At 64.3% G+C, this 21,296-nt stretch carries 16 protein-coding genes and 1 tRNA gene; 12 read left to right on the top strand and 5 right to left on the bottom strand.

Annotated features, from left to right (window positions below):
- Entirely contained in the window at positions 1-1,647 is a 1,647-nt protein-coding gene (locus tag LFT43_RS05685) for a dolichyl-phosphate-mannose--protein mannosyltransferase (RefSeq protein ID WP_395801558.1), read from the bottom strand.
- A 194-nt stretch (positions 1,648-1,841) separates the two neighbouring features.
- On the opposite strand from LFT43_RS05685, the gene rsmI reads away from it, so the two are divergent.
- On the top strand, positions 1,842-2,729 hold the full coding sequence (gene rsmI, locus LFT43_RS05690; protein ID WP_395802929.1) for a 16S rRNA (cytidine(1402)-2'-O)-methyltransferase: 888 nt from the start codon (positions 1,842-1,844) through the stop codon (positions 2,727-2,729).
- 188 nt (positions 2,730-2,917) lie between these two features.
- Positions 2,918-4,399, top strand: coding sequence for an NAD-dependent succinate-semialdehyde dehydrogenase (locus LFT43_RS05695; protein WP_395801559.1), 1,482 nt, complete (start codon positions 2,918-2,920; stop codon positions 4,397-4,399).
- Positions 4,400-4,568: 169 nt separating this feature from the next.
- On the opposite strand, the gene LFT43_RS05700 is transcribed toward LFT43_RS05695, so the two are convergent.
- The 3 genes from LFT43_RS05700 to LFT43_RS05710 form a co-directional block, all read right to left on the bottom strand.
- Complete coding sequence (locus LFT43_RS05700) at positions 4,569-6,995, bottom strand: DUF3488 and DUF4129 domain-containing transglutaminase family protein (protein ID WP_395801560.1); 2,427 nt, start codon at positions 6,993-6,995, stop codon at positions 4,569-4,571.
- A gap of 140 nt (positions 6,996-7,135) precedes the next feature.
- Positions 7,136-8,554: a DUF58 domain-containing protein gene (locus LFT43_RS05705; RefSeq protein ID WP_395801561.1), complete on the bottom strand. Its 1,419-nt coding sequence runs from the start codon at positions 8,552-8,554 to the stop codon at positions 7,136-7,138.
- Positions 8,555-8,577: 23 nt separating this feature from the next.
- A complete protein-coding gene (locus LFT43_RS05710; RefSeq protein WP_395801562.1) occupies positions 8,578-9,654 on the bottom strand; it encodes an AAA family ATPase in 1,077 nt (358 codons plus the stop codon).
- A 186-nt stretch (positions 9,655-9,840) separates the two neighbouring features.
- Here LFT43_RS05710 and LFT43_RS05715 point away from each other — a divergent pair, with 186 nt between their 5' ends.
- The 5 genes from LFT43_RS05715 to LFT43_RS05735 all read left to right on the top strand — a co-directional run bounded on the left by LFT43_RS05715 (position 9,841) and on the right by LFT43_RS05735 (position 16,039).
- Positions 9,841-10,725, top strand: coding sequence for a TatD family hydrolase (locus tag LFT43_RS05715; protein ID WP_395801563.1), 885 nt, complete (start codon positions 9,841-9,843; stop codon positions 10,723-10,725).
- A gap of 267 nt (positions 10,726-10,992) precedes the next feature.
- Positions 10,993-12,144 carry a transglycosylase family protein gene (locus LFT43_RS05720; RefSeq protein ID WP_395801564.1) on the top strand — a complete coding sequence of 384 codons (1,152 nt, stop codon included), beginning with the start codon at positions 10,993-10,995 and terminating at the stop codon, positions 12,142-12,144.
- A 127-nt stretch (positions 12,145-12,271) separates the two neighbouring features.
- Positions 12,272-13,153 carry a 16S rRNA (adenine(1518)-N(6)/adenine(1519)-N(6))-dimethyltransferase RsmA gene (rsmA, locus tag LFT43_RS05725; protein ID WP_395801565.1) on the top strand — a complete coding sequence of 294 codons (882 nt, stop codon included), beginning with the start codon at positions 12,272-12,274 and terminating at the stop codon, positions 13,151-13,153.
- The gene (locus tag LFT43_RS05730) at positions 13,150-14,127 is read left to right on the top strand and encodes a 4-(cytidine 5'-diphospho)-2-C-methyl-D-erythritol kinase (RefSeq protein ID WP_395801566.1); all 978 of its coding nucleotides are present in this window, start codon (positions 13,150-13,152) and stop codon (positions 14,125-14,127) included. Before rsmA ends, LFT43_RS05730 begins: the two co-directional genes overlap by 4 nt.
- Before the next feature lie 70 nt (positions 14,128-14,197).
- Positions 14,198-16,039 (top strand): ABC-F family ATP-binding cassette domain-containing protein, encoded by a 1,842-nt coding sequence (locus LFT43_RS05735; protein WP_395801567.1) that lies wholly within the window; start codon positions 14,198-14,200, stop codon positions 16,037-16,039.
- A gap of 62 nt (positions 16,040-16,101) precedes the next feature.
- On the opposite strand, the gene LFT43_RS05740 is transcribed toward LFT43_RS05735, so the two are convergent.
- Positions 16,102-16,788, bottom strand: a complete 687-nt coding sequence (locus LFT43_RS05740; RefSeq protein WP_395801568.1) for a TetR/AcrR family transcriptional regulator — start codon at positions 16,786-16,788, stop codon at positions 16,102-16,104.
- A gap of 189 nt (positions 16,789-16,977) precedes the next feature.
- Here LFT43_RS05740 and LFT43_RS05745 point away from each other — a divergent pair.
- The 5 genes from LFT43_RS05745 to pth all read left to right on the top strand — a co-directional run bounded on the left by LFT43_RS05745 (position 16,978) and on the right by pth (position 21,226).
- Positions 16,978-17,049 (top strand) — tRNA-Gln (locus LFT43_RS05745).
- Between the two features lie 217 nt (positions 17,050-17,266).
- A complete protein-coding gene (glmU, locus tag LFT43_RS05750) occupies positions 17,267-18,703 on the top strand; it encodes a bifunctional UDP-N-acetylglucosamine diphosphorylase/glucosamine-1-phosphate N-acetyltransferase GlmU (protein WP_395802932.1) in 1,437 nt (478 codons plus the stop codon).
- Positions 18,700-19,680, top strand: coding sequence for a ribose-phosphate diphosphokinase (locus LFT43_RS05755; RefSeq protein WP_028266439.1), 981 nt, complete (start codon positions 18,700-18,702; stop codon positions 19,678-19,680). Before glmU ends, LFT43_RS05755 begins: the two co-directional genes overlap by 4 nt.
- Before the next feature lie 267 nt (positions 19,681-19,947).
- Positions 19,948-20,520 (top strand): 50S ribosomal protein L25/general stress protein Ctc, encoded by a 573-nt coding sequence (locus LFT43_RS05760; protein ID WP_395801569.1) that lies wholly within the window; start codon positions 19,948-19,950, stop codon positions 20,518-20,520.
- A gap of 121 nt (positions 20,521-20,641) precedes the next feature.
- Positions 20,642-21,226, top strand: a complete 585-nt coding sequence (pth, locus tag LFT43_RS05765) for an aminoacyl-tRNA hydrolase (protein WP_395801570.1) — start codon at positions 20,642-20,644, stop codon at positions 21,224-21,226.
- The last annotated feature ends 70 nt before the right edge of the window (positions 21,227-21,296 follow it).

The raw sequence follows: 21,296 nt of genomic DNA on the forward strand, positions 1-21,296 counted from the left end.
CTAGATCCAGGACGGCATCCACATACGCATGCGCCAGTCTTGGTAGCTGATCACTTCCGCCGTCCACACCGGGTAGAAGAACGCCGACAGCAGCACGGCAAGAACGACCACCAGCCCCACCACGTAGAGTCCCGAGCGACGGCGCCACGGGGGAGCGCTGCTCTTGCCCAGAGCAAGACCCAATCCGTAGACGAGAGCCAAGACAAGGAAGGGTTCGAAGGAGAGCGCGTAAAAGTAGAACATCGTGCGGTCCGGATACATGAACCACGGCAGATACCCTGCGGCGACCCCCGCCAGGATGGCTCCGGCCCGCCAGTCGCGCCGTCCGGCCCACCAGAAAAGCACCACGAAGAGTGCAATCGTTGCACCCCACCAGATCACAGGATTGCCCACGGACAGGATTGCCGAGGTGCAGCTGGAGAGGTCGCAACCGGACGTTCCCTGCTTGGGCGACTCGTAGTAAAACGACGTGGGCCGCCCCATGACCAGCCAGCTCCACGGACTCGATTGATAAGGGTGGGGTGAGCTGAGGCCTTGATGGAAGTTGTAGGCTTCCATGTGGTAGTAAGCAAGTGAGCGCAACGGCCCTGGAATCCATCCCCAGGTGGCGGAAGGATTCGTTTCGGCCCATTGCCGGTAGTAGGCATCCTTGGAAAGGAACCAGCCGGTCCACGTGGACAAGTACACGGCTCCGGCCACCGGGATCATGGTGAAGAACGCCGGCACGCCGTCTTTGATGATCGCGGAGCTGGGCCAACTCCGAATGCCCGCGATACGCCGCGCGCTCATATCCCAGAAGACCGTCATCAAGCCGAAACCGGCAACGAAAAAGAGTGCCGACCATTTCGTGCCGACCGCCAGGCCGAGGCAAACGCCGGCCGCTAGGCGCCACCATCGAAATCCAAGCCACGGCCCTGATGCGAGTTGCGATGGCGTTGGCCGGCCGTCCTTCGACGTGCCCGCAAGCGCGGCGAGCCGTGCCGCTAGACGGCGCCGGCCGTCGTCGCGGTCCATCAGCAGGGCACCAAACGCCGCGAGCAGCCAAAACATCAGGAAGATGTCCAGCAGGGAAGTGCGGGACATGACCAGGTGGTGGCCGTCGACGGCGAGCAGCAGCCCCGTGACCGCGCCCAGGATGTGGGAACGGAACAGCTTCATGGCGATCAAGGCGATCAGGAAAACGGAGAGAGTACCCGTCAGGGCTGCGGAGAACCGCCAGCCGAAGGAATTGTCCGAACCGAAGAGCCACATCCCGAAGGCGATCATCCACTTTCCTACCGGGGGATGTACCACGTATTCGGGGGAGTCGAGCAGGACGTTGGGGTTGCCCGCGTTGAAGGCGTCGTTGGCCTTATCCGGCCAGCTCCGCTCGTAGCCGCTGACCAAGAGGGAGTAGGCGTCCTTGACATAGTAGGTCTCGTCGAACACGAGGCTGTGCGGGGCATCGAGGCGGACAAAACGCAGGATCCCGCCGATCACGGCAGTGATGATGGGGATCAACCAGAACCACAGTCTCAATGACGGCGGGTAGTCCCGCCAACTCTGGATGCTGCCAATGAGCCGCGTACGCAGGGCCTCTGCGGTGAACGCCTCGCGGGGCCGTGTCAACCAGGTTTGCGGGGCGGGGCGCACGGAGGTATCGATCACTCAGCCATGCTACCTTTTGCCTCCGATAGCTCCCTGAAAGCAGCATGGGGGTCGGTCGCAGACCGCGGGAGGCTAGTCCCACACAGTGTGCGGGGCGCGCCCATTGGAGGCGGAGATAGGCTAGACGGGTGACTGAACAGCTGAGCTCCCCGGATGAAGCCCTCGATCCTGCCTCCGCGGAGCCCTCGGAGTCCATGGACACCGCCGCGGAGCCCGTTGAGCCACAGGCCCTTCCCGCACTTCCCGACGGCGTGGGCCGGATCGTGCTGGCCGCCACTCCGATCGGCAACGTCGGCGATGCTTCCAGCCGGCTCGTCGAGTTGCTGCAGACCGCCGACATCGTCGCCGCAGAGGACACCCGACGCTTGCATCGGCTGGTCCACTCGCTCGGTATTACTGTGTCCGGCCGCGTCATCAGCTACCACGAGCACAACGAGGCCGCCAAGACCGAGGAACTGCTGGACTACGTCAGGGCGGGCAAGACCATCATCATGGTGAGCGACGCCGGGATGCCCGCAGTATCCGACCCCGGCTTCCGACTCGTGGAGGGCGCGGTGGCCGCTGGGCTCTTCGTCACCGCCTTTCCAGGGCCGTCCGCCGTATTGACTGCGCTGGCGCTTTCGGGGCTGCCCACGGATCGGTTCTGCTTTGAAGGATTCCTGCCGCGCAAAGCCGGCGAACGCAGTTCCCGCCTTGCAGACCTTGGCAACGAACGCCGGACGATGGTGTTCTTTGAGGCACCGCACCGGCTTGAGCCAATGCTCCGCGCACTGCACGAGCGGTTCGGCGCGGACCGCCGCATCGCAGTGTGCCGCGAATTGACCAAGACCTATGAGGAAGTCATCAGGGGAACCGTCCGGGATCTGCTCGAATGGGCTGAAAACAACGAGGTTCGCGGCGAGATTGCCGTAGTCGTTGCAGGCGCACCCGAACAGGCACCGGGCAAGCCTGAAGACCACGTCGCCGCAGTCAACGAACTCATGGCCAAGGGCGTCAGGCTCAAGGAAGCAGTGGCTGCCGTGGCCGAAGAGGCCCGCATCAGCAAGCGTGAGTTGTACTCAGCGGTGCTCGCGGCGCGTTAGGACGGTGCTCGCCGCGCGGTAGCTTCGGGCCCAACCCAGGGGCTGTGCAACTGCACAAACCCGTGCTCGTACGGCAGTGCGCGAAGGCGTAGACACTTCTTCCCGGCGGGCAGTACCGTGACAGTAATTCCACAAAATCAAGTGTTGGTGCATCCCTACAACGTGCACCAACTGACGAAGGAGTCACTGTGACTGTTACCGCCGATCGCGAAAGCGAACTTCTCGCCTCCGTTCCCACCGGGCTGCTCATCAACGGCCAGTGGCTGCCTGCGGCATCCGGCAGGACGTTCGACGTCGAGGATCCCGCCACGGGCAAGGTGCTCATGAGCATCTCCGACGCCGGGGCAGAGGACGGCGCCGCCGCACTGGACGCTGCTGCCGCCGCGCAGGCCTCCTGGGCGCGTACCGCTCCGCGCGAACGTGGCGAAATCCTGCGCCGCGCCTTCGAGCTGGTCACGGCACGAGCCGAGGACTTCGCTCTGCTCATGACCTTGGAAATGGGCAAGCCCTTGGCCGAATCCCGCGGTGAAGTAGCCTACGGCGCCGAGTTCCTCCGTTGGTTCTCCGAGGAAGCCGTCCGCGTCAGCGGCCGCTACTCTGCAGCCCCGGACGGCAAGAACCGCATTCTGGTCCAGAAGAAGCCGGTTGGCCCCTGCCTGCTGATTACTCCCTGGAACTTCCCGCTGGCCATGGCTACCCGCAAGATTGCCCCCGCCGTCGCGGCCGGCTGCACGATGGTACTCAAGCCCGCCAACCTGACCCCGCTGACCAGCCTGCTCTTCGCCCAGGTCATGCAGGAAGCCGGCCTCCCCGCAGGCGTGCTCAACGTCATCCAGACCTCCACGGCAGGCGCTGTCACCGGACCCCTCATCAAGGACGACCGCCTGCGCAAGATCTCCTTCACCGGTTCCACCGCCGTCGGACAGGCCCTCATGCGCGAAGCCGCGGACAAGGTCCTGCGCAGCTCCATGGAACTCGGCGGCAACGCACCATTCGTGGTGTTCGAGGACGCTGACCTGGACAAGGCCGTCGAAGGCGCCGTGGCAGCCAAGATGCGCAACATGGGCGAGGCCTGCACGGCCGCCAACCGGTTCATCGTGCACGACTCCATCGCCGATTCCTTCGCCGACAGATTCGCTGCCAAGATCGCCGCACTCAACACGGCCCGTGGCACCGAGCCGGACTCCACTGTTGGCCCGCTGATCGACGGCAAGGCCCGCAACGGAGTGCACGCCCTGGTGTCCGACGCCGTTGCCAACGGCGCAATTGCGGTCACCGGCGGTGCCCCGGTGGATGGCCCCGGCTACTTCTACCAGCCCACCGTGCTCAAGAATGTCTCCGCGGACGCCCGCATCCTGAAGGAAGAAATCTTCGGACCGGTCGCCCCGATCATTACCTTCAAGAGCGAAGACGAAGCCATCAAGCTGGCCAACAACACCGAATACGGCCTGGTCGCTTACGTTTACACCAAGGACCTCAACCGGGGCCTGCGCGTCAGCGAAAAGATCGAGACCGGCATGCTCGGCCTCAACGCCGGCGTCATCTCCAACGCCGCGGCGCCCTTCGGTGGCGTCAAGCAGTCCGGACTGGGCCGTGAAGGCGGCTTCGAAGGCATCGAGGAATACCTGACCACGCAGTACGTCGGCATCGCTGATCCTTACGCCGACTAGCAAAGGCTTCGGCAGACCTCTCGCAACGGGGACTCGCCGTCGAGTAAAGGCAGGGCACCGGAACCCCAGGGTTTCGATGCCCTGCCTTTGCCGTTCTTAGCCCAACTAGCTTGCAGTAGGTGTCGTTTAGCGGCCTGTATGCGACAACAACTGCGAGTTGGTTGGGGGCTCAACGCCGCCGGCGGATGGAGCCGAACAGGCTTTGCCAGGATGCCGCAGCCCGGCGTGCTGCCGCCACTGAAATGCCACCCAACCAGCGGAACGGCGTCCGCACGAGTTGGAACCAGCGGGACATCAAGGACGGCGGGAACCAGTCCGCGCGGAAGGCTGCGAACCACGTGGCATTGCGCCGCAATGCGGCGCGGACGGCGGCGATCCTGCCCGCTGCTGTCGCGCCTGCTTGCTCCGTTGCGCCGTCCGCCGCGGGATCCGTCGGGGGACCGTAACGCTGCCGCTCGAAGTCGCCGGTGAGTAATGCAACCGCCTGCTGCCCGGCGTCGTCGGCGGCTCCCGACGCCGAAGCCGCCGGCGCTCCGAGTACAGCTGAGTGGCGCAATCGGGCCGCGAAGTGCCGTGGCGTTTCGCTCGGCACGGGGGGCACGCCGTAGTCGGTGGCGAGGTCCCGAAGCTCCGCCCACGCAAGGACAGGACCGTCCCGGGGTGGGGCCGGTCCGACGCCGCCCCCGGAACCGATCCGCAGGGCCCGTCGCGGTTTCAGGCGCCGCGCCCTGATGCCGGAGCGGACCAGCCGCGGGGAGGCTGCCAATACCGCCACAAGGAGCGCCCCGGCGACGACGTACAGCACGGTTGCGGAGCCGGCGGACGTGCTCCCTCCAACGCCGGACCCCGCAAGGGGCGGTACCGCCGGGGTTCCCGGCTGGGGGGTCACGGACCCCGGGGTCAGGTTTTCGTCGTGCAGGTTGGTGCTCTGGCCGCCCTCCGACGTCGGTTCGGCCGCATAGGGTGGGACCACACCGCGTGAAGGGGTCGGTTCAAAGGCGACCCAACCCACGCCTTCGAAATAGAGTTCAGGCCACGCATGGGCGTCACGGGCATCCACCTCAAACTCCGGCAGGGGTTCCTGCCCTGCGACGGCAACGGTAACCCCGGTAGAGTGTCCTGGCGCGTAGCCCACGGCGATGCGGCTCGGAATTCCGGACAGCCGCGCCATGACGGCCATGGCCGACGCGAAGTGGACGCAGTAGCCGCTCTTCTGTTCGAGGAAATCCGCCAGCACGGACAAGCCGTTGCCGTCATAGCCGCCTTGGACCGGAGCCTGCAGCGAGTAGCTGAATTGCGGCGAGCGTAGATAGCTCTGGATCGCTATTGCCTTGGCATAGTTGCCAGTGGCGCCAGCAGTCACGGTCTTGGCCGTGTTCTTCACAATGTCCGGAACGTTGTTTGGCACCTGGATGAAATCCTGCGAGATGGACGTGGGCCGGGCATTGTCCTGGCTTAACGTCGCGGAGGTCAGGGCCGGCAGCGCCGAATATACCGTGTATTGCTGGTTCCTGGTGTTGGTATCCTCGGCGCGGATGCTGAGGGTTTCGGGATCCCAGGACCAGCGTCCGCTAAGCCCGTTCACGGCCGTTGGAGCATAAGGAACCGGCAGGTAGGGGCTGGTGAACTGCCCGGTATCGATCACAGTCAGTTGGCGCACCAAATCGGCGGGGAGCGGATAGTCCGGCGCCACGCGGCCGGGTCCGACGCGCCGGGAAGCCTCGCGGTCGTCCGGCGCCCAGGTATCGCCGTCGAACTTGTCAATGGTGACCGAACGCAAGTAAACGGGGGCCGTGGAACTCGTGGCGTAGGTGATGCGGCCGTCGCCAGTGGGATTGCGCAGGCTGTTGCCGAGCGTGATCATCGGATTCAGGCCGTTGGAAACGCCCCAGGGGTTCAGGCGCGATCCCACCGGAAACGTTCCGCGCTCGAAGCCTGGAATCGTCAAGGGCAGCAGCAGCCCGAGAACCAGGGCCACGGCACCGATCACGGTCGATCGTTTGAGCTGCCCCGTGCCGCGCGGGTTGTCTGTCTGTAGCCGGGAATCCGGCGCGAACCACTGGCTGCACCCCAGGATCAGGATGAAACCGATGGCAGCGGCAAGGAATCCGAGCAGCCCTGCGCCTTGCGGCTTGATGGTGGCCGGGAAAACGAGGACGGCCAGAAGACCCAAACCGCTTGTGGCAGGCATTCCGAGTGGAACCGCCAACGCATCGGTGAGGACAACCACCAGGCCTAGGCTCGCGCACGCGACAAACACGATTCCGGCGTTCGGGGCCACGGGAGCGGTCTCCGAGACGACGGTTTCGCCTGCGCGTTTCAGGAACTTGCCGAGCTGGGCATATGTCTCACCGGAGGGGACGAAGCCCGCGATGCTCTGTTGCCGGAAGAAGGTGAAGGTGAGGATAAACGCCAAGGAGACGAGCCCGCCCAACGTGATGAGCAGCGAATGCGCCCTTAATGCGCGGAGAACAGCCAACGTCATTGCGACGGTGCACACCGTGGTGATCGCAGGAACCAACCAAGCCCAGCCCCTGAAGACACCGTTGAGCGAGAGCGATGTCCCGAGTACGGCGATGGCGACGGCTGCGGACATGGCCCACGGGTAGGCACCCGGCCCCGGCTTTCGGGCGGGGGGTACATTCCCCGGACCGCGGGAGGAAGCTCCTGCCTCGGTAGTGCTCGTCGACGCCGGACGCGGGGTCCGTCCGGGAGTCTCGTGCCGGGAGGTGGTTGTCATCGCGGCACCGCCGCTCCGCGCCTGACGTCCATCGCCGCGGCAGCGGCCGCGAGAATCTCTCCTTGATCGAAACCCGCCCATGCGGCGGGAAGATCCGTTCTCGAGCTGACGGCGACGGCCCGCCAGCCGCCCAGCTTCAAGGCTTCGATGATCGGCTGGGCATGGTGGGGATGGTCCGTGACCACCAGTGCGAAGGCATTGGCTCCGTATCCGGCGGCGGGCGCCAACGCGCGGGCCTCGGCGAGCGGCATATTGCCGAGCAAAGCGAGAAGGGGTCCGCGCAGGCGGTGTGCCGCCAGCTTGTCCATCAGGTGGTCGTCGAAGGGCGCCTCAACACCGTCAACGACGCCGGCGGCCTCCTTGCGGCGCTCGCCATGGACATGCCGGGCGCCGGTGAGTTGAATTGCGGCCAGGCTCTCGGCAATGGATTGCAGGCCTCCCAAGCCGCTGAATTCCTCGGTTTCGGGATCCGGGGCCGAGTGGGAACTACGGAACGCCGGATTCCCGGCGGCGTCGAGGAACCTCAGCGAGTAGTTCCGATCGGCAAGATGGGCGCTGATCGACATGGCCGCCGTCACGACCCACTCGAAGTTGTCGCTGCTGACCAGTTCAAAGGCGTCTTCGTGGGCCGGACCGAAGGTGGCGCCTGAACCCGACACGAAGGCGGAATAGCGCTGGTCCATGACGATGGTCGCCTCGGGCGTGGTAACGGACTCTTCCTGCCGCACCATGAGTTCCCCGTGCCGCGCGGTCGCTGCCCAGTGGACGCGCCGCATGGGGTCGCCATGACGGTATTCGCGGGTCATGACGTCGTCGTCGCTGGGATTCGCACGGATTCGGGTGGCGGTCACGCCGTCGTTTCCGCGTGCGCCCGCGAGGCCCGTGGCGGGGAGCTCGACGGCGGCAGGCGTCACGGTGAGGATGTCGCCGTCGTCGATCGCGTGCCGGTGCAGCGACAAGCCAAAGGGATCGCAGAACTCGGCGGTGACCGGGCCGATCCTGAACTGGCCGCGCTTGCCCGAGCGCAAATGGTATTCATACCGGCTCGTGCCGCCGGAAGCGGCACGGGCGGGAAACCGGAAGGCTGGAGGTTCGCCGAAGCGCGGCGGCAACTGCTCTTCCATGATCACCGGGCCGGTGGCCGCGCCGGTCCTTGCCACGGCCAGCCGCACCGTTGCGGTGGAGGAAGTTTCAACGGAAGACGGGTTGAATTCCCGGAAAACCTGAAAGCGCGGTTTGAGGACGCGAACCCCGGCAAGGGATACCAGCGGCAGCACGATCAGCAGGATGCCGAGGGCCAGCAGGTCGCGCCTGCCCATGATTTGTGCCAGGAGCAGGGAGCCCACGCCGCTGGCCAGCAGTCCCCAGCCACGGGTGGTGAACAGGTGTTTGGGAAGTAGATCCATCAGTGCCATGTGTGCCCCCTCCGGACATCCGGCTAGCTGCCGCGGCGTTCGGCGCCAGTGTCCTGGCTTACGGGGAGCGAGGCCAGGATCGCCCGGATGATGCTCTGCGGAGTGTCACCGGAACTGGCGGCCTTGCGGTCAAGGATGATGCGGTGCGCCAACACCGATTCGGCCACGGAAATGACGTCGTCCGGAAGGACGAAATTCCGTCCGTCAAGAGCAGCAGTCGCCTTGGCCGCCCGCAGTAGTTGCAGCAGGGAGCGCGGGCTGGCTCCGAGACGCAGCCGCGCGCTGTCCCGTGTGGCCCGCCCCAAGGCAACCGTGTATTCCTTGACGGATTGGGAGACGAAGACCTGCTGTACCGTGGCGATCATGGCGGCGACATCCGAGGAAGTGACCACGGGGGTGACTTTCGCGAGGGGTGAGACCGCCTGATGCGTCTCGAGCATCTCGATTTCGGAGAGCTTGTCCGGGTAGCCCATTGAGATTCGTGCCATGAACCGGTCCCGTTGGGCCTCCGGCAGCGGATACGTGCCTTCCATCTCAATGGGGTTCTGCGTCGCAACCACCATGAACGGCTCGGCCAGCTGGTAGGAATGGCCGTCCACCGTCACCTGGTGTTCTTCCATGCATTCGAGCAGGGCGGACTGGGTCTTGGCCGAGGCCCGATTGATTTCGTCCCCGATCACGATGTTGGCGAACACTGCGCCCATCCGGAACTCGAACTGCCGTGATGACTGGTTGTAGATGGAGACGCCCGTGACATCCGAAGGAAGAAGGTCCGGGGTGAACTGGATCCGGCTGACTTTGCAATCGATGGTGCGTGCGAGGGTCTTGGCGAGCAGGGTCTTGCCGACGCCCGGCACGTCCTCCACGAGCAGATGGCCCTGGGCGAGGAGCACGGTCAGGGCAAGTTTGGCGGCTTCGGCTTTGCCGTCGATGACTTTGTTGATCGCCGCCAGGATCTTCTCGCTCGCAGCGTGGAATTGCGCAGGATCCATGACCGGCAGCTTGTGACCGTTGAGGGTCTCGCGTTCGGGCGGCAAGGCGACAACAGCCTCGTCCCGCAGCAATGGCTCATCAACGGTACCGTGTCGCTTTGAATCCATGGACAACCCCTCAGCCATGACAGAACCCCTGCCGGGCCGCGGTGCCCTGGCCGGGATTTACCGCCTTTTGTACCAGACTACCCAGCCTAGGCCCGCCGCAGACAGAGGTACGTTCCGGAGGAAGAGACAGAGGAGAGATCAGGGCAGGACAAGGTGGGGTTCAGGAAGGAAAGATAGGGTGGGAGCATGTGCAACTCCCTCCCACCGGCTCCCTACCGCGCGCCGGAAACCGGTGACTCCAGCAAGGAATACCCGCCGGCTCCCGAGCCGTTGCCGGTCCCGGTGATGGACAACCACACGCATCTCGACTTCCGGCACGGCCTGCTGGAAGTAGCCGTCGTGGATGCTTTGGACGCCGCCGAAGCCGTGGGGGTCCAGGGGGCCGTGCAAGTGGGCTGCGACCTCGAGTCATCGCGGTTCACGGTCCAAGCGCTGGACGCGGACCGGCGTCTCCTCGGGGCAGTCGCCATCCACCCCAACGACGCTCCGGCCTACGCCGGCCGCGGAGAGCTGGAATCAGCGCTCGCGGAGATCGAAGAACTGGCGGGCCATCCGAGGGTCCGCGCGATCGGCGAAACCGGCCTTGATTTCTTCCGCACCCACGGCGACGGCCTGGTGCACCAGCGCCACTCTTTCCGCCGCCACATCGACATCGCGAAGAGGCTCGATCTCACTCTCCAAATCCACGACCGCGACGCCCATGACGACGTCGTCCAGGTCCTCCGGGAAGAGGGCTCCCCGGGGCGGGTGGTGTTCCATTGTTTCTCGGGTGATGCGGAACTGGCGCGGATCTGCAACACGAACGGCTGGTACATGTCCTTTGCCGGCACCATGACCTTCAAGAACGCCGCAAACCTGAGGGAGGCGCTCGCCATCGCGGATCCGGAACTCGTGCTCGTAGAAACCGACTCCCCGTTCCTGACGCCGCATCCCCACCGGGGCCGCCCCAACGCGAGCTACATGGTGCCTTACACCGTCCGTTCCATGGCTGAAGTTACCGGAACTGAACTCTCCGCGTTATGTTCCCAACTGGCCCAAAATACGGTGGCAACCTACGGATCGTGGGACTGAGCTGCAATTACCTTGCATACCCGGTATGTAAAAATCTTGGTCACTTTATAACGCTTCGGTTACAGTGGGTAACCAGTAGCCGGGGTCGGGGAAGGCCTTCGGACAACTAACTCCGTTCGCAATTGGTGTTTAAGTTGAATTGAGTCTGGCGGCGCACAACTCCGCTGCAGTCCTCCTGCATGGTTTCGGCCTGCAATCATGGGCCGCGGCAGGAGGCCCCTGTGCGCTTTTCCCCGTGCCCGGATGGTCCAAAAGTTACGGGCAAACATGGTTAAGTTCTTCACCACGGGCGGCAAGTTCAGTTTCGTCAAAGTCGGTGCGCAGCTGCTGGTGCTTTCGGCACTGGTGCTTGGTGTGGTTGCTTTCACAGGCGGCAACAAGTCAGTCACCCTCAACGTCGACGGCAAAGTGAGTTCCGTCCAGACCTTCGGCAATACCGTTGACCAAGTGGTCAAGGCAGCCAAGGTCGATCTGAAGGCTGAAGACCGGGTTTCCCCGGCTTTGGACGCCTCGGTGCAGAACGGCTCCATCATCAACGTCAACCTGGCCAAGGCCGTCACCGTCAGCCTTGACGGCGCACAGCGGACGGTCAACACCACGGCTCCCAACGTCGAGGGGCTCGTTTCCGAACTCGGCGTCGCGAGCGCTTCGGCTGTCTCCCAGCCCAAGGACACCCAGCTGGCAGTTTCCGGATCGTTCGTCTCGATCATGACCCCTAAGACGATCAGCCTGATCGTGGACGGTCAGAGTTCCGCAAAGACCACGACGGCGGCTGACGTCGGCACTGTCCTCAGCGATGCCGGCGTCGTGCTCGGCCCGAACGACCGCGTTTCGCAGCCCAACTCGGCCCCCGTCGTCCAGAACATGGTGGTCAAGGTTTCCCGTGTGGACACCAGCAAGACCGCCACCGAGACGGAAAACGTTCCCTTCGATACCGTCACCACTCAAGACCCGGCCCAGTTCACGGACCAGAAAACCGTGACCCGGGAAGGCGTCCTCGGGCTGCTCAGCAAGAAGTTCAAGCTCATCCTGGTGGATGGTCGTGAAGCGTCCCGGACCCTGGTCTCGTCGGACGTCACCGTTAACCCTGTTTCCGCGAAGGTGACTGTCGGAACCATGGAGCGCCCCAAGCCTGCGGCCGCCGGGCCAGTTGCCTCCGGACCTACTGGCGCACCGAACGAGGCCATGTGGGACAAGGTTGCCCAGTGTGAGTCCGGTGGAAACTGGGCCATCAACACGGGTAACGGCTACTACGGCGGCCTGCAGTTCGACATCCAGACCTGGATCGGCTCCGGCGGTGGTGCCTACGCTCCCAATGCGGCCGCCGCCAGCAAGGCCCAGCAAATCGACATCGCCAACCGCGTTTACGCGCAGCGCGGCCTTTCCCCTTGGGGCTGCGGCTGGGCAGCCTCCCGCTAAGCATCGATGAAATTGGCCGGGTCCGGAATCTCCGGGCCCGGCCCTTTCATTTGCGAAGACGACGCAGGCGCAAGCGAAGATGGCAGAGGGGCGCTGCCGTGAGTCGGGCAGACGATACGATACCTAGGTGACTGAACCGAATTCCGAACACGCCGCCGTCGCACCCCTTCTCGGGGCTGCGGACATCCGACGGCTCGCCGAAGAAATCGGTGTCCGCCCAACCAAAACGCTGGGCCAGAACTTTGTCATTGACGGCAACACCATCCGGAGAATCGTCTCGGCCGCCGGTATTGACCCCCAGGAAACCGTCTTGGAGGTCGGGCCGGGGCTGGGTTCGTTGACGCTTGGCCTGTTGGACGCCGCCAAAACAGTTGTCGCCGTCGAAATCGATCCCGTACTGGCCGGCAAGTTGCCGGAGACGGTCCGCGCTTGGCGCCCGGACGCGGTGGATGATTTCCACCTTGTCCTCTCAGACGCCATGAAGGTCACGGAGCTTCCTGTGCAGCCCACCGCCCTCGTGGCCAATCTTCCCTACAACGTGGCGGTGCCCGTCGTCCTGCACCTCCTCCAGTATTTCCCGAGCTTGCAACACGGGCTCGTCATGGTCCAGGACGAGGTGGCGGACCGGCTGGCCGCGGGTCCGGGTTCTAAAATCTACGGTGTCCCTTCGGTCAAGGCCGCTTGGTACGGCCACATGCGCAAGGCCGGAGTAATCGGCATGAATGTCTTCTGGCCGGCCCCGAAGATCCATTCCGGACTGGTGTCCTTTACGCGCGGCGCGCCACCGGCAACACACGCCACCCGCGAGCAGGTTTTCGCCGTCATCGATGCCGCGTTTGCCCAGCGCCGCAAGACGCTCCGAGCGGCCTTGGCAGGCTGGGCAGGAAGTGCGGCGGAGGCCGAACGTTTCATCGTGGCCGCCGGCGTTGATCCGACTGCCCGCGGAGAGGTCCTCGATATCAACGCGTTTGTCCGCATCGCCGAGGCCCGCCACCCCCTGGACGCATGAATCCGGCAATCAGCGGTGTGAACCGCGGCCGCTTCGTCGCACGGACGGTTCGCGTCCGGGCGCCCGGCAAGGTGAACGTCTCCCTCAACGTTGGCCCGCTGCGGCCGGACGGCTACCACTCTGTCGCCAGCGTGTATCTCGCGGTGTCCCTGTATGAGGAAGTCGCCGCTACAAGCACCGAGGGGCAGGGAATCACGGTCAGCATCAGTCCCTCAAGCACCCTGGACCTCGACGGGGTGGACATACCCCTGGACGAGCGGAACCTGGCCTTCAAGGCCGCCGCCATCATGAGGGACGTCTCAGAGAAGGCCACCGGTGTCCACCTGGAAATCACCAAGCGCGTCCCGGTCGCGGGAGGCATGGGGGGCGGCTCAGCTGATGCAGCGGCCACCCTGCTGGCCTGCGATGCCCTCTGGAACAGTGGCTTATCACGCGAAGAACTTGCCCATCTTGCGGCCGAGCTGGGCGCGGACGTACCGTTCTCGCTGCTTGGAGGCACCGCCGTCGGGCTTGGCGTCGGCGACGAACTGTCACCGGCCCTCGCAAAAGCGCAAATGGACTGGGTCTTGGTCTGTGCCGACTACGGTCTCTCCACGCCCGAGGTCTTCCACACGCTGGACAGGCTCCGGAATGCCGAAGGACTCGACATCCCCGAACCGCTCGAGGTCGATGCCAAGATCCTGCAGGCGCTGCGCAACGGAGATCCGGGCGCCCTGAGCAAGGTCCTCATCAACGATCTCCAGCGCGCCTCGATCGAGCTGGCTCCGCAATTGCGGGACACCATCGGGCTAGGGGAGTCGAACGGCGCCCTCGCAGGGATTGTTTCCGGTTCGGGCCCCACTGTGGCTTTGCTCGCGCACAACGCTTCCGCGGCCCGGGGACTTGCCGACGACCTGCGGCATCTTGGGCACAACGCCCTTGCTGTTCACGGACCGGTGCCCGGCGCCCGGATCATCTCCGATACCCTCCTATGACAACCCGCCTTGGCGATTTTTTCGTCAAGCAGCGACTTTCCTGATTGTTCACACCAGAAAGTAGTACCCAGTGGCCCACCTGCTCGGCGGTGAAAACCTCACCGTTTCGTTCGCAACCCGTACCATCCTCGACGGCGTGACCCTTGGTTTGGAGGACGGCGACAGGATCGGCATGGTTGGGCGCAACGGCGACGGCAAATCCACGCTCATGCGCTTGCTGGCATTGCGCTCGACACCGGACTCTGGTCGCGTGACCAAACGAGGCGACGTAAATGTCGGTTACCTCGACCAGTCCGATGTGCTCGACGGCGACCTCACGGTGGGGGCCGCGATCGTCGGTGACCAGGCGGACCACGAATGGGCAGCCAACCCCAAAATCCGCGAAATCATGGGCGGCCTGGTTGCCGACGTCGATTGGCACGCCAACGTGCATGCCCTCTCCGGCGGGCAGAAGCGTCGAGTGGCCTTGGCCAAGTTGCTCATCGAGGACCACGACGTCATCATGCTCGACGAACCCACCAACCACCTCGATGTGGAAGGCGTGGCCTGGCTCTCCCGGCATCTGAACACCCGGTGGCGGGCCAACCAAGGCGCGTTCCTTGTGGTGACCCACGACCGTTGGTTCCTGGACGAAGTCTGCAACCGGACCTGGGAAGTGCATGACGCCATGGTGGACCCGTTCGACGGCGGCTATGCGGCCTACGTGCTGGCCCGCGCCGAGCGTGACCGGAGCGCATCCGTCGTCGAAAGCAAGCGGCAACAGCTGGTCAAGAAGGAGCTGGCGTGGCTGCGTCGTGGCGCCCCGGCCCGCACGTCGAAGCCCAAGTTCCGTATTGAGGCCGCCAACGAGCTGATCGCCGATGTCCCCGATCCGCGCGACTCCGTGGCCTTGAGCAAGATGGCAACCGCCCGGCTCGGCAAGGACGTGCTTGACCTTGAGGGCGTCTCGCTTGATTTCGTGGGCGGTGATGTCGGCAAGAAGCTCTTCGACAACGTCACCCTGCGCCTCGCGCCCGGGCAGCGGCTTGGACTGGTGGGCGTCAATGGTGCCGGAAAATCCACGCTGCTGAGGCTGCTCAACGGGGAGATCGCGCCGAGTTCCGGCAAAGTCAAGCGGGGCAAGACTGTTGTCACCGCGGTGCTCAGTCAAGACGTCAAGGAGATCGACGACGTATCCGACCTTCGCGTGATCGAGGTTATCGAGCGCGAAAAGCGCTCGTTCAGTGTAGGTGGCAAGGAGTTCACGGCCGGGCAGCTCGTAGAGCAACTCGGGTTCACGAAGGAAAAGCAGTGGACTCCGGTCTCAGACCTTTCCGGCGGTGAGCGGCGCCGCCTGCAACTCCTGCGCCTGCTGGTGGGCGAGCCCAACGTCCTGATGCTCGACGAACCCACCAACGACCTCGATACCGACACCCTTGCCGCCGTCGAGGACGTCCTGGATGGCTGGCCCGGTACCCTCGTCGTCGTCAGCCACGACCGCTACCTCCTGGAACGCGTCACGGATTCCCAAATGGCACTCCTGGGCGACGGCAAGCTGCGCGGGCTTCCGGGCGGCGTGGACCAGTACTTGGAATTGCGCGAAGCCGCCCTTGCGAGCGGCGCAGTGTCTGGCGGCGCCTCAAGCCGGAGCAGCAGCCCGACGGCGGCAACCGGCTCAGCTTCGACTGCTGCGGCTTCGGGGCCGAGCGAGGCAGAGAAGCGGGAGGCCCGGAAGGACCTGAACAGGATCGACCGGCAGTTAAGCAAGATCGCCCAGCTGGAAGAGAAACTCCACGTCCAGATGGCCGCCAAGTCCCAGTCCGGCGACTTCGACGCCCTCGGCGAACTGAACACCAAATTGCAGGAACTCCTCGAAGAAAAGGAAGTCCTGGAACTCGAGTGGCTCGAGGCGGCGGAGGTGCTGGGGGAGTAGGTCGGAGGGGACGGAGCGGCCGCATCCTCTGCGCTGCCGGATGACCAGGACGCAACCAGAACCTAGCCCTCGCTCCGCAGTTCCGGCTCCTTTTGCAGGCCTGTCAGGCCGTTCCACGCCAAGTTAACCAGGTGCGCGGCTACTGCGCGTTTGTCGGGCTCGCGGTGGTCCAGCCACCATTGGCCGGTCATAGCCACCATGCCTACGAGCATCTGGGCGTACATGGCGCCGTCGGCTGCGCTGAAACCGCGCCGGGAGAATTCGTCGGCGAGCAGGTCTTCCACGCGGTCTGCCACGTGGGAGAGCAGGGTGGAAAAGGCGCCTTCGGGCTGGGAAGGCGGGGCGTCCCGCATGAGGATCCGGAAGCCGTCGCTCCGCTCTTCTATGTAGCCAAGCAAGGCAAGGGCCGCCTGTTCAACGAGCACACGTGGTTTGGCTTCGGCGGCCAGGGACTCGTTGATGGCCTCCAGCAGGATGCGGAATTCGATCTCCACCACCTGCGTGTAGAGCCCTTCCTTCGAGCCGAAGTGCTCGTAAATGACAGGCTTGGACACTCCTGCGGCCACTGCGATCTCGTCAATGGTGGTGGCATCAAGGCCGCGGGCTGCGAAGAGGCCACGGCCTATCTCGATGAGCTGGGAACGGCGTTGGGATCCAGTCATCCGGGCACGTACAACCTGGCCTGAGGGCGGGTGGTTGATCACCCTGGAACCCGACGAGCGCCGGGGAAGTCCTGTGCTGTTGCTCACGCATCTATCATGCCTCACGTCAAGCGTGAAGCGGCTCCTGGAGGGTCCCGTCAGCACGGTCGGAAAGGACTCGGTGATGCGCCAAGTCGCGAACACCGCAATGGTCATGGCAAACTAGATTCTTGTGTGTGCGACCCGGTCAATCGGGAACCCGCGGGCTGTGCGTCCGCAAGGGCCACGCGCACACGGTCCGCCCTGGTGTAATGGCAGCACCCCGGCCTTTGGAGCCGTGGAGTATAGGTTCGAATCCTATGGGCGGAACTTGTCGGTGATCTGCCGGCACCGCCTCTGAAGGCACTGTCTCTCCCGAAGCTGTCCATTGGCTGCGCGGAAGGCTGTGAATCGGCAAGAGTAGGATAGAGCAGATGCCGCAGCCGGGTTCGCCCGGACGTAACCGAGCAAGGAGAGCGACTTCGTGAGCCCCGATACTACTGGCCCCGCCGCTGTAATCGTCCTAGCTGCCGGAGCCGGTACGCGCATGAAGTCGCGGACTCCCAAGATTCTCCACGAAATCGGTGGACGTTCCATGGTGGCGCATGCCATCCTTGCCGCACGTTCCATCGATCCCCAGCAGCTGGCCTTGGTGGTCCGCCACGAACGGGACCTCGTCGCCGCGCACGTTGAGCTGATCGATCCCGACGCCGTCATTGTGGACCAGGACGATGTTCCCGGAACCGGGCGTGCCGTCGAGGTAGCCTTTGACGCCCTCGATGCGAAGTCCGAGCTCACCGGAACGGTAGTGGTCACGTACGGCGATGTTCCTTTGCTGACCGGTTCCCTCCTCTCCGAGCTTGTCGCCACGCACGAATCCGAAGGCAATGCCGTGACGGTCTTGACCGCCATCCTCGACGACGCCAATGGATACGGCCGCATCCTTCGTGGCGAGGACGGCACGGTACTGGGCATCCGCGAACACAAAGACGCCAGCGACGCCGAGCGCTCCATCCGCGAGGTCAACTCGGGTATCTACGCTTTTGACGCACGGGTTCTCCGCACGCAGTTGCACAAGGTGACCACCGAGAACATCCAGCGCGAAAAGTACCTCACCGACGTCCTCGAACTGGCGCGCGACGCCGGAGGGCGGGTTTCCGCCGTCGTCACCGAGGACCGCTGGCAGGTGGAGGGTGCCAACGACCGCGTCCAACTGGCCGCGCTCGGAGCCGAGCACAACCGCCGGATCATCGAAGCCTGGATGCGTGCCGGCGTCACGGTCGTCGACCCGGCCACCACCTGGATCGATTCCACCGTCACCCTGGACGAAGACGTCCGCCTCCTGCCGAACACGCAGCTTCACGGCGCCACCACTGTTGCGCGCGACGCCGTCGTCGGGCCAGACACGACCCTCACCGACGTTTCGGTGGGCGAAGGCGCGAAAGTTACCCGCACGCACGGCTCGGGATCCACGATCGGTGCCAGGGCCAGTGTGGGTCCGTTCACGTACCTGCGCCCGGGCACGGTCCTGGGAGAGACCGGCAAGATCGGCGCTTTCTACGAAACCAAGAACGTGACGATCGGCCGCGGCTCCAAGCTGTCCCACCTCGGCTATGCCGGCGACGCCGAGATCGGCGAGGACACCAACATCGGCTGCGGCAACATTACGGCCAACTACGACGGCGAGAAGAAGCACCGCACGGTGATCGGCTCCGGTGTGCGGACCGGTTCCAACACGGTCTTCGTGGCTCCTGTAACGATTGGCGACGGCGCTTACAGCGGCGCTGGCGCCATCATCCGCAAGGACGTTCCCGCCGGAGCCCTCACCCTGAGCGTTGCCCCTCAGCGGAACGCCGAAGGCTGGGTCATCGCCAACCGCCAGGGCAGTAACTCGGCCCAGCTGGCGCAAGCCGCGCTGGGCTCCGCTGCCACCCCCGATTCATCAAGTACCCAGGCAATCACAGAAGAGGGCATACAGGCATGAGCGAAATTACCGCACACGGCGAGAAGAAACTAGTTCTCGCTGCCGGACGGGCGCACCCCGAGCTGGCGCAGGAAATCGCCAAGGAGCTGGAAACGGAACTCCTCCCTATCGACGCCTACGACTTCGCCAACGGTGAAATCTACGTGCGATCGGCGGAGAGCGTCCGCGGCACCGATGCCTTCGTCATCCAGGCACACCCGGCCCCACTGAACAACTGGCTCATGGAGCAGTTGATCATGATCGACTCCCTGAAGCGCGCTTCGGCCAAGCGGATCACCGTGGTCTCTCCGTTCTACCCCTACGCCCGCCAGGACAAGAAGGGCCGCGGCCGCGAGCCTATTTCCGCCCGCTTGGTGGCAGACCTCTACAAGACTGCCGGTGCGGACCGGATCATGTCTGTGGACCTGCACACGTCCCAGATCCAGGGGTTCTTTGACGGTCCTGTGGATCACCTCATGGCCATCCCGCTGCTTGCCGACTACATCCGCACCAGGGTCGAAGCGGACAACATCACGGTTGTCTCGCCGGACACCGGCCGCGTCCGTGTGGCAGAACAGTGGGCCGAGCGCCTGGGCGGCGCGCCGCTGGCGTTCGTCCACAAGAGCCGCGACCTCACGGTGCCGAACCAGGCTGTCTCGAAGACCGTCGTCGGGCAGATCGAAGGCCGCACGTGCGTCTTGATCGACGACATGATCGACACCGGCGGAACGATCTCCGGCGCCGTCCAGGTCCTCAAGAACGCCGGTGCCAAGGACGTCATCATCGCTTGCACCCACGCGGTGTTCTCCGAACCGGCGGCGCAGCGCTTGGCCGATTCCGGCGCCCGCGAGGTTGTTGTCACCAATACACTGCCCATTCCGGCAGACAAGCGTTTCCCGCAGCTCACCGTGCTGTCGATCGCACCATTGATTGCACGCGCCATCCGCGAAGTGTTCGACGACGGCTCTGTCACCAGCCTCTTCGACGGCAACGCTTAACAGCTTCCTCGGTTTTCCGCAATCGTGCGGGACTGCTAAGCTCTTGGGGATACCTTGGCGAGGGAGAGCACATCCTGATCGCGTTTCTACGTGAATCCGGATTGCGGGTCTCCGTTATCGACTGGGTCTGAAATCTCCTTCAACGAAGGCGGACCGGCTGCTCTGCGGCTGGCATTCCGCCGGGCGTGGAAGGTCACCACAGACCTCCGCCCTTGCTGATCGACTTGCCTGGCATTGTGCCGGCGCCACAGTAATCAAGGAGTACACATGTCTGAGCAGAAGCTCGCAGCAGAACTGCGCACCGAATTCGGCAAGGGTTTCGCCCGCCGCGCCCGTTCGGCCGGCCAGATCCCGGCCGTCGTCTACGGTCACGGCGCGGAGCCCATCCACATCAACCTGCCGGGCCGCGCCACCACGCTGGCCGTCCGCGTTTCCAACGCCCTGCTGTCCCTGGACATCAACGGCGAAGAGCACCTGGCCTTGGTCAAGGACATCCAGCGCGATCCGATCAAGCAGATCATCGAGCACATCGACCTCCTGACCGTCCGCAAGGGCGAAAAGGTTACCGTTGACGTTTCCGTGCACGTCATTGGTGAAGCTGCCATCGGCGCCGTCGCCAACCAGGAAGCCACTACGGTTTCCCTCGAAGCCGAGGCTACGCATCTGCCGACGTTCGTCGAAATCAGCATCGAAGGCCGCAAGGCCGGCGAGCACGTCCACGCCTCGGATATCGTCCTGCCGAGCGGTTCGGAACTGCTGACCGATCCCGAGACGCTCATCATCCACATCTCGGAGGCCACTTCGGAAGCCGAGGAAGAGGCAGCTCCTGCCGCTGAGTAGTCTTTCTGTTTATTAGTCGTTCCGACTAGTTGCGGCATAGGCCTTTGCGAGTGGCCGGGTCCCTGAGGGGTCCCGGCCACTTCTTTTTCAGTCCACCCTCTTGATTCCCTAGGATGACTCCATGACAGACACTTGGCTGATTGTCGGCCTTGGCAATCCCGGCGGTGAATACAGCCACAACCGCCACAACGTCGGCCAGATGGTCCTGGACGAGCTTGCTTCGCGCATGCGCGGAAGTTTCAAGACCCACAAGTCGCGGGCGCAAGTGGTGGAGGGCAGGCTGGGGATCGGGGGGCCGCGGGTGGTGTTGGCCAAGCCAATGAGCTACATGAATGTCTCCGGTGGCCCGGTTTCCGGCCTCGCCAAGTTCTTTGATATCGCTCCAGACCACGTGATTGCGGTGCACGATGAAATTGATATTCCCTTCAACACCGTCAAGTTGAAGATCGGCGGTGGAGAAGGCGGCCACAACGGCCTGCGGGACATCTCCAAGGCTTTGGCAACCAAGGACTACTTGCGGGTCCGTGTGGGCGTCGGCAGGCCGCCTGGCCGGATGGACACGGCGGATTATGTCCTCAGGGATTTTGGATCCTCGGAAAAGAAAGAGCTGCCATTCCTCCTGGATGAAGCGGCAGACGCCGTTGAAGTATTGATGACTGAGGGTCTGCTTGCCGCCCAACAGAGATTCCACGCTGTGAAGGCATAGTCCCCGCCGCCGCCGCCCTTGCCTCGCTTCGCTCGGCCAGGGAACCCTGGCGGCGTGGGCCGACCACCGG

The organism is Arthrobacter sp. FW306-04-A, assembly GCF_044358315.1.
GTDB lineage: Bacteria > Actinomycetota > Actinomycetes > Actinomycetales > Micrococcaceae > Arthrobacter.